Source organism: Mycobacterium sp. (assembly GCF_049802695.1).
GTDB lineage: Bacteria > Actinomycetota > Actinomycetes > Mycobacteriales > Mycobacteriaceae > Mycobacterium.
The window spans coordinates 1-7,800 of record NZ_JBARMY010000257.1 but is presented as its reverse complement, the minus strand read 5'-3'; the positions used below and the strand labels follow the sequence as shown (position 1 = coordinate 7,800).

The following is a 7,800-nucleotide window of genomic DNA, read 5'->3' as shown; positions in this document are numbered from 1 at the left end:
CCCGCAAGGCGTCCGGCCGACCCCCGGCGCACCGGGTGAGTCGGGCTGGTTGCGGGAACCCGGGGCGGCCGGTCTCAGCGCGGTAGCCGGTGGGGCAGCCGCGGAAGAGGCGGCCTCCGACTACTCCCAAGACGACGACTACAGCCAGGACGACGACGTCGAGGATCCCGACGCCGTCGACACCACGCCGACCCGTATCCCGACGGCCGCCGAGCTCGGCGGCGGCCGGCATGCGGCTGCGGATTCGCCGACGGACGGCGCTGTCGAACCGGACGAACGGCACACCCGTGGCGCGGCCCAACTGGCGATTCACCTGCCACTGGAGGACCCCTACGAGGTGCCGGACGGTTACCCGGTCAAAGCCAGCGCCAGCTACGGCTTGTACTACGCCCCCGGCGATGCACTGTACGACGACACGTTGGCCGAAGTCTGGTTCGTCAGCGAAGAGGCTGCGCAGGCCAACGGCTTCACCAAACCGGGATAGCCCCCCCGGCCTTTCAGATCTTCCGGATCACCGTGACGACTTTGCCCAGCACGGCGGCGTCGTTGCCGGGAATCGGGTCGTACGCGCGATTGTGCGGCATCAGCCAGATCTGACCGCCGGTGCGTTTGAACGTCTTCACTGTCGCCTCGCCGTCGATCATCGCCGCAACGATGTCACCGTTGTCGGCCACGTTCTGCTGGCGCACGACCACCCAGTCGCCGTCGCAGATCGCCGCGTCGACCATCGAGTCACCGACCACTCTGAGCAAGAACAGCGCTCCTTCGCCGACGAGTTCCCGCGGCAACGGGAACACGTCTTCAACAGCCTCCTCAGCCAGGATGGGGCCGCCGGCCGCGATGCGGCCGAGCACCGGGACAAACGTCGGTTCGGGCAGCGCGTCGGAGCCGGCGACGTCAGTGACCGGTGGCGTTGCGGCGTCGATGGCGTGCTCGGAGCCCCGGACATCCACAGCTCTCGGCCGGTTCGGATCGCGCCGCAGATAGCCCTTGCGCTCCAGTGTGCGTAGCTGGTGGGCCACCGACGATGTCGACGTCAACCCGACGGCATCGCCGATCTCCCGGATGCTCGGCGGATATCCGCGTGTGGTGACCGAGGAGCGGATCACCTCGAGGATGGTGCGCTGGCGAGGAGTCAGCGTCGCATCCTTCGATTGAGTGCGGCGACCCGACGCCGGAGTATCGCTGCTATCGCTCATGCAGGCGAATGTTAATCGCACTGCGCCGATTTATCAAACACCTGTTCGAGGCGTGTCGTCCCACAGGCCGCGACGGTCGCTGCGACTTGTCGGTGTGCAGTCTTATCGTGGTTTTCGCTCGGCAACAATTCGATCACATGTTCGATATTCGAACCTACTATCGAATAGGCTTCGAACGCATGATCGACAACGACCCGACTGGAGGAATACCGCGATGACACTCATCCAGACCGACCCCACCCACATCCCGACCCGTCCGCGGCCGGTTCGGATTCCGGCCAGAGACGACAATCGGCCGGTTTCCCGCGGGCCACGGCAGCGACGTCCCAGCGGTGCGCCGCCGCGGTATCGGGGCACCGGGGTCGTGGTGTCCCGCGCGCAGCATCGCCGACGCCCGATCACGCCGGCGGCGACGGTGGGGCTGGCGATGCTCGCTGCGCTGATCACGGTCTGGTTAGGGGTGGTGGCGCACTTCGGGGGAATGGTCGACGGGACGCAGCCGTCTGGCCGGGTGCCTGACCGGCTCGCCGTGGTGCGGGTTGACGCGGGTGAAAGCCTGCAGCACCTCGCCGCGCGAGTGGCTCCTGGCGCGCCGGTAGCCAAGGTGGCCCAACGCATCCGGGAACTCAACGATCTGAACTCCCCGGCGCTCGCGGCGGGTCAGACGCTGATCGCGCCGGTCAGCTGAGGACGTCGCGGTGCACCGCGGAGTCTTCGCTGCGGCCAGCACGGTAGGTGACGTCGACCATGCGCCGGCACGGGCCCTTGCGGTGTGGGGCGGCCGGGCGCGTACGCAGGTACTCTCAGAATGGTCCGGGATGTGCCGGCGCGGCGAAGGAGCGGTCATGCACTGTCCGTTCTGCCGTCATCCCGATTCCCGCGTGGTGGACTCCCGCGAAGCCGATGAGGGCCAGGCGATTCGGCGTCGACGCTCCTGCCCTGAATGCGGCAGGCGGTTCACCACTGTAGAGACCGCGGTGTTGGCCGTCGTCAAACGCAGTGGTGTCACCGAGCCGTTCAGCCGGGAGAAGGTCATCAGCGGAGTGCGGCGGGCCTGCCAGGGCCGTCAAGTCGACGACGACGCGTTGAATCTGTTGGCGCAGCAGGTGGAAGACACCGTGCGGGCCAACGGGTCACCGGAGGTTCCCACCCACGAGGTCGGCCTGGCGATCCTGGGGCCGCTGCGCGACCTCGACGAGGTGGCATATCTGCGGTTCGCCTCGGTGTATCGGTCGTTCTCCTCGGCCGCCGACTTCGAGCGCGAAATTGAGGCGTTGCGCGCCCACCGCGGAGTATCGGCACCGAGTTGACCGGTTCCGCGCGCGCCCGCCCTAGGCTGGCGAGATGCCGCCCGAATTGCACCACGATCTCGAGGCGTTGGCGCCGCTGCTGGGGGAATGGGTAGGCCGTGGTTCCGGTGAGTACCCGACGATCGAGCCGTTCGATTACCTCGAAGAAGTGATAATCACTCATGTCGGCAAACCGTTCCTGACATACGGGCAGAAAACTCGATCAGCGGCCGACGGAAGGCCGTTGCATGCCGAGACCGGATACCTTCGGGTACCGCAGCCGGGTCAGCTCGAACTGGTCCTCGCGCACCCCACCGGAGTCACCGAAATCGAGGTGGGCACCTACCGGGAGGCCGACGGTGTCATCGAGGTCGACATGAGCGCTTCGCTCATCGGCTTGACGCCGTCGGCCAAACAAGTGAGCGCCCTTGCCCGCCGGTTCCGCATCACCGGCGACGAGCTGTCGTATGCGGTGCAGATGGGCGCCGTCGGACAACCGCTACAAAATCACCTCGCCGCAGTACTTCATCGGAAACGCTGACCAGCCGGCGACGTCTCGGCACCCACGACGGGTAGAGCTCAGGTCGCGCTGCGCTCGTCAGAACCCATGGCGTTCAGCACGGCGACGCGGGTATCGATGGGTCCGGTGACCGTATTGTCGCCACCGCCGCCGGAGCGAAGCAATTCCCGTAGTGCGGCCTGGTCGTATTCGGCGGGCTCGGTGCTGTCGATAAAGCGCTCGACGACTTCGACGAAGCGGTCCGGGTACTCGTGGAAGGGAAAGTGGCCGCAGCGCTCGAAGATCTCCAACTTCGAGCCGGGCATTGCGGCGTGCGCCATCCGGGCGTGGCTGACCGGGACCACCGAATCTTGCGTGCCCCAAATCAACTGGACCGGCACGGATTTAGTCAAATAACATCGGTCCAGGAAGGTGACCGACTGGCCGCGCCAGTCCACCACCGCCCGCAGAGTCCGGGTGAATGCTGCGTAAGCCTTCGGCTCCGGCAGGTCGGCCAGTATCCGCAGCACATCAGGCAGATCGTGGCCGACAGCGGTCGATCCGAGGATCCGGCCCACCGCGCGCCCGGCCAGCTGCAGCGCGGGCAGCACCAACGGCAGCCGCAGCAAGGCTACGGCCTCGCCGCCCATTGGCAACGAGGCCCATCGCAAGATGGCGTTGACGTCTTGGGTCACGCCGCCGGCGCCGACCAGGATCAGACGCTCGACCAGTTGGGGGAACTGGTAGGCGAATTGCATGGCCACTCCGCCGCCGAGAGAATGGCCGATCACGGTGACGCGCTCGATGTCGAGAACACTGAGCAGATCCCGCATGCCGTTGGCGTAGGCCGCGATCGAGTAGTCCGCGCGCGGTTTGTCGGACTGGCCGTGGCCGAGCAGGTCTGGCGCGATGACGGTGAACCGCTGCGCGAGCTTGGCCTGCACGGTGCTCCACGTGGAGGAGTTGTCGGCGATGCCGTGAATCAGCAGGATCACCGGCCCGGAGCCGGCGATGCGGAAGGCTCGCCGGTAGCCGTGGATGGTGCGGAATTGCAGCGACGGCGTCACCTCACGCACTGGGCGAAGATTGGGCTTGCGCTCGGTCATTGTCGCCAACTTTTGTCGGGGCCGGGTCAGGGCGCTTCAGTTCGATTCGTCGTCTTTAGGCTTCTTCTCTGCCTGTTGGGCCAAGAAGCGCTCGAACTCGGCGCCTAGTTCGTCTCCGCTGGGCAGCTCCTCATCGCGCGTCAGCAGCGACCGATTCTCCTGAGCGGCGATGAAGGCATCGTACTGACGCTCAAGCGCTGTCACCACTTGAGCGACTTCGCTGCTGGCCTCGACCTGCTCGTCGATTTTGCCCCGGATCTCGGTGGCCGCCTCGGTCAGCGCTCGCAGGGGCAGCTCCAGCGACCCGGTTTTGGCGACCTGCTCCAACAGGGCCTGCGCGGCGGCCGGGTAATCGGTCTGGGCCAGGTAGTGCGGGACGTGCACGGTGAACCCGATCACCTCGTGTCCGTGCTGAGCCATCCGGTATTCCAGCAGATTCGACGCGCTGCCGGGCACCTGCACCTCTGATATCCACGGGGTGAAGTCGGCGATCAGGTCCCGGTCGTTGGAGTGCGCGGTGATCGTCACCGGTCGGGTGTGCGGGACAGCCATCGGGATGGTGCCCAGGCCGATAGTGCGCCGAACGCCGAGACGCTCGGCGAGCAGCCGCACCGCGGTGATGAACCGCTCCCACTTCAGATCCGGCTCTAACCCTGCGAGCAGCAGAAACGGTGTGCCCACGCTGTCGTGCAGCGCGTGGAGGCTCAGCTCGGGGTCCTCGTAATGGGTGAAGTGATCGGTTCTGAAGGTCATCAGCGGCCGCCGCGACCGGTAATCCAGCAACTCGTCGATCGCAAACGATGCGACCAGCTCACTGTCAAGCGAGTCCTTGAGATGAGCGGTCGCCAGCCGGATGGCGTGCCCGGCGTCGGAAAAGCCCTCCAAAGCGTGTACCAGTACCGGCCCGCGGCCGTCCGGCAACGCCAACCGCGGCGCCGGAAACTCGAGCTCATACATCCCGTTCTGCTCGGGTTGGTGATGCTGCTCAGGTTCTGGCTGCTGATGTCGGCCCATCGGTGTGCCTCCTCGCCCCGGCGCTGTGTCGCGCCGCGTTACCCCCAGTGTCCCTTAAGTCGATGGGTGCCCTCGTGGCAGCTCAAATCAACACAGCTCTGCCGCCCACCCGCACGTATCGAAACGTTGCGCGTCAAAAGCCCATTCCGCAACACCCGTTCAGGCAAACAGGGGGCTCGACGGCGGCGGGGCGCTGCCGGGCCTTCAGCGGATATCAGCTAGCTGCGGAACTGCTGCAGGGCCCGTACCTTGTTGCGGACGTCCAGCGCTGCGATCTTGTAGGCCTCAGAGAACGTCGGGTAGTTGAACACCGCGTCTACCAAGTAGTCGACGGTTCCTCCGCACCCCATCACGGCCTGTCCGATATGGACCATCTCGGTGGCGTTGGTGCCGAAGATGTGCACCCCGAGCAGCTTGAGATCCTCGGTGGAGACCAGCAGCTTGAGCATGCCGTAGGAATCGCCGGCGATCTGACCACGGGCGAGTTCGCGATACCGGGCCACCCCGACTTCGTAGGGAATGGCGTTCTTGGTCAATTCCACCTCGGTGGCACCGACATAGGACACCTCGGGGATCGAATAGATGCCGATCGGCTGCAGCTCAATCATCGGATCGGTTTCCTCGCCGAAGGCGTGGTAGGCGGCCAGCCGGCCCTGGTCCATCGAGGTCGAGGCGAGCGCGGGGAAGCCGATGACATCACCGACGGCGTAGATGTGGTCGACCTTGGTCTGGAAGTTGTCGTCGACGAAGATGCGGCCCCGGCTGTCGGCCTCCAAGCCGGCGTTGTTTAGGTCAAGGTCCTCGGTCCGGCCCTGTCGTCCGGCCGAGTACATCACCGTCTCGGCGGGGATCTGCTTACCGCTTGCCAGCGTGGTCACCGTGCCGGCGTGACCGACGTCGACGGCGGTCACCTCCTCGCCGAACCGGAACGTCACCGCCAGGTCGCGCAGATGGAACCGCAACGCCTCGACAATCTCGGGATCACAGAAGTCGAGCATGGTCTCGCGCTTCTCCACGATGGTCACCTTGGTGCCCAGCGCGGCGAACATCGAAGCGTATTCGACGCCGATTACCCCGGCGCCCACGACCACCATCGACGACGGGATGAATTTCAGGTCAAGGATTCCGTCGGAGTCCAATACGCGCTCTTCGTCGAACGTGACACCGCTGGGTCGGGCCGGCGTGGTGCCGGTGGCGATGATGAGGTAGTCACCGCTGACCGTGGTTCGCTCGCCCCGGGCCTCGTCATCGACGAATACGGTGTGCGCGTCAACGAACCGGCCGCTACCCGTGAACACGTCGACCCGGTTGCGCATCAGCTGGCTGCGCACCACGTCGACCTGCTTGTTGATCACATGCTGCGTGCGGTCAAGCAGGTCGGCGGGCGTGATCTTGTCCTTGACCCGGTAGCTGGCGCCGTACAACTCGCGTTGGCTCAGGCCGGTGAGATAGACGACCGCTTCGCGCAACGTCTTCGAGGGGATGGTGCCGGTATTGACGCAGACTCCGCCGAGCACACGGCCGCTTTCCACGATGGCGACCGACTTGCCCAGCTTGGCCGCGGCGATCGCGGCCTTCTGTCCGCCCGGACCGGAACCTATGACGACTAGGTCGTATTCGCGCATGGGAGCCATGAGTAGACACATACGCCGGTTCGTTTACGGGCGCGTGTCGAAATTGCCGTTCAACGGTAAACAGCGGTATCAGGAACATCCACAGTCGTGACTTAACCCACAGCCAGTTAGTTTTCGGCCCGGTGCCGCCTTCGGGTGACGGTGCCGGTTGCGAGCGTTCGGAGCATGACGCACCAACCTGACTTTGAAATTCACCGTCCTGGCACGCTGATCGCCGCGCTGCCGGCCGTCCTCGGCTTCGTGCCGGAGAAATCGCTCGTGCTGGTGTCGGTCGGCGACGGCGAGATGGGAGCAGTGATGCGGGTGGACCTGACCGACGGGCTCCTGCAGCAGGCGGTGCACCTCGCCGAAGTCGCCGCGGCGGCCGGCCCGGAAGCCGCCATCGCAGTGATCGTCGACGCCGACGGGGCCGGGTGCCCGGTGTGCAACGAGGAGTACCGCGAGCTGTGCGAAGCGCTGAGAGGCGCGCTCGGGCGGAACGCCATCGACCTGTGGGCCGTGCATGTGGTGGACCGGGTCGCCGCCGGCGGGCGGTGGCACTGCGTCGACGGCTGCGGCGCGGGCGGAATGATTGACGATCCGTCGGCGTCACCCGTGGCGGCGGCAGCGGTGCTCGACGGGCGGCGCCTTTACGCCCGGCGTGCCGACCTGCAGGCCGTCGTCGCGGTCGAGGAACCGGATCGCAGCGCTGATTTGGCCGTCGTCCTCGGTGAGTGTGAAGCGTCGCGGGCAGTCGCCCACCGCGCTGATCCCGACGGGTGTGGCCGCCGCGATGTCGAGGACATGATGGCCGCTGCGGCCCGCCTCGCCGACGGACGGGAAGTCTCCGACGCCGAGCTGGCGAAGCTGGGCTGCGCACTGACCGATGTACAGGTCCGCGACACGCTGTACGCCTTGGCAGTTGGCGAGAACGCCGGCGAAGCCGAATCGCTGTGGGCGCTGCTGGCCCGGAATCTGCCGGCGCCGTGGCGAGTGGAGGCGCTGGTGCTGCTGGCGTTCAGCGCTTACGCCCGCGGTGACGGCCCGCTGGCCGGAGTGTCGCTGGAGGCGGCGCTGCGC

General features: G+C 66.3%; 8 protein-coding genes and 1 pseudogene. 5 read left to right on the top strand and 4 right to left on the bottom strand.

What is annotated here, in order from left to right; genetic code table 11:
* Window positions 1–484, top strand: a pseudogene (locus WA317_RS10535) (LGFP repeat-containing protein); the annotation flags it as partial.
* Window positions 485–497: 13 nt separating this feature from the next.
* Here WA317_RS10535 and lexA read toward each other — a convergent pair.
* On the bottom strand, window positions 498–1,199 hold the full coding sequence (lexA, locus tag WA317_RS10530) for a transcriptional repressor LexA (protein WP_425172975.1): 702 nt from the start codon (window positions 1,197–1,199) through the stop codon (window positions 498–500).
* A gap of 214 nt (window positions 1,200–1,413) precedes the next feature.
* Here lexA and WA317_RS10525 point away from each other — a divergent pair, with 214 nt between their 5' ends.
* The 3 genes from WA317_RS10525 (at window position 1,414) to WA317_RS10515 (ending at window position 3,029) form a co-directional block, all read left to right on the top strand.
* Window positions 1,414–1,887 carry a LysM peptidoglycan-binding domain-containing protein gene (locus WA317_RS10525; RefSeq protein WP_425172974.1) on the top strand — a complete coding sequence of 158 codons (474 nt, stop codon included), beginning with the start codon at window positions 1,414–1,416 and terminating at the stop codon, window positions 1,885–1,887.
* Between the two features lie 157 nt (window positions 1,888–2,044).
* Complete coding sequence (gene nrdR, locus WA317_RS10520; protein WP_425172977.1) at window positions 2,045–2,509, top strand: transcriptional regulator NrdR; 465 nt, start codon at window positions 2,045–2,047, stop codon at window positions 2,507–2,509.
* Window positions 2,510–2,543: 34 nt separating this feature from the next.
* Window positions 2,544–3,029 carry a peroxynitrite isomerase gene (locus tag WA317_RS10515; protein WP_425172973.1) on the top strand — a complete coding sequence of 162 codons (486 nt, stop codon included), beginning with the start codon at window positions 2,544–2,546 and terminating at the stop codon, window positions 3,027–3,029.
* Window positions 3,030–3,067: 38 nt separating this feature from the next.
* Here WA317_RS10515 and WA317_RS10510 read toward each other — a convergent pair whose 3' ends face one another.
* The 3 genes from WA317_RS10510 to sthA all read right to left on the bottom strand — a co-directional run bounded on the left by WA317_RS10510 (window position 3,068) and on the right by sthA (window position 6,732).
* Window positions 3,068–4,093 carry an alpha/beta fold hydrolase gene (locus tag WA317_RS10510; RefSeq protein WP_425172972.1) on the bottom strand — a complete coding sequence of 342 codons (1,026 nt, stop codon included), beginning with the start codon at window positions 4,091–4,093 and terminating at the stop codon, window positions 3,068–3,070.
* A 36-nt stretch (window positions 4,094–4,129) separates the two neighbouring features.
* Entirely contained in the window at window positions 4,130–5,107 is a 978-nt protein-coding gene (locus WA317_RS10505) for a proteasome assembly chaperone family protein (RefSeq protein ID WP_425172971.1), read from the bottom strand.
* Window positions 5,108–5,325: 218 nt separating this feature from the next.
* Entirely contained in the window at window positions 5,326–6,732 is a 1,407-nt protein-coding gene (sthA, locus tag WA317_RS10500; RefSeq protein WP_425172976.1) for a Si-specific NAD(P)(+) transhydrogenase, read from the bottom strand.
* A 174-nt stretch (window positions 6,733–6,906) separates the two neighbouring features.
* Here sthA and WA317_RS10495 point away from each other — a divergent pair.
* On the top strand, window positions 6,907–7,800 hold an 894-nt coding region (locus WA317_RS10495; protein ID WP_425172970.1), incomplete at its 3' end, for a DUF4192 domain-containing protein.

Coding starts and splice junctions, on each gene's coding strand:
- lexA (WP_425172975.1), bottom strand. CDS start 1,199: ATGAGCGATAGCAGCGATACTCCGGCGTCGGGTCGCCGCACTCAATCG.
- WA317_RS10525 (WP_425172974.1), top strand. CDS start 1,414: ATGACACTCATCCAGACCGACCCCACCCACATCCCGACCCGTCCGCGG.
- nrdR (WP_425172977.1), top strand. CDS start 2,045: ATGCACTGTCCGTTCTGCCGTCATCCCGATTCCCGCGTGGTGGACTCC.
- WA317_RS10515 (WP_425172973.1), top strand. CDS start 2,544: ATGCCGCCCGAATTGCACCACGATCTCGAGGCGTTGGCGCCGCTGCTG.
- WA317_RS10510 (WP_425172972.1), bottom strand. CDS start 4,093: ATGACCGAGCGCAAGCCCAATCTTCGCCCAGTGCGTGAGGTGACGCCG.
- WA317_RS10505 (WP_425172971.1), bottom strand. CDS start 5,107: ATGGGCCGACATCAGCAGCCAGAACCTGAGCAGCATCACCAACCCGAG.
- sthA (WP_425172976.1), bottom strand. CDS start 6,732: ATGCGCGAATACGACCTAGTCGTCATAGGTTCCGGTCCGGGCGGACAG.